General features: G+C 59.1%; 1 protein-coding gene. It reads left to right on the forward strand.

Going from position 1 to position 235, the window contains the following annotated elements; genetic code table 11:
* On the forward strand, positions 1 to 235 hold a 235-nt coding region (locus AC1RO3_RS09435), incomplete at both ends, for a hypothetical protein (protein ID WP_481764161.1).

The raw sequence follows: 235 nt of genomic DNA on the forward strand, positions 1-235 counted from the left end.
GTGACACACCGCGCGTGCGCTATGGCAGCGTTTACCACTTCCATCGAACCGAGTGCCGTATGATCGTCGTGTGTGGCCGGGTCTATCTGGTGACACGAAATGGCCCCGTTACGCGGGAAGTTACTGGCTTCGAGGAAGAAAACTTCGGGCCGTGGCAGGTCCATTCGGAAGGAACTGTTGGCCGGGACCGGTCCTACGACAAATGGAGCATCGGTGGTCCCGGTATCGAACTCGG

It is taken from the genome of Dellaglioa sp. CoH-57-MRSF-19 (genome assembly GCF_056781975.1).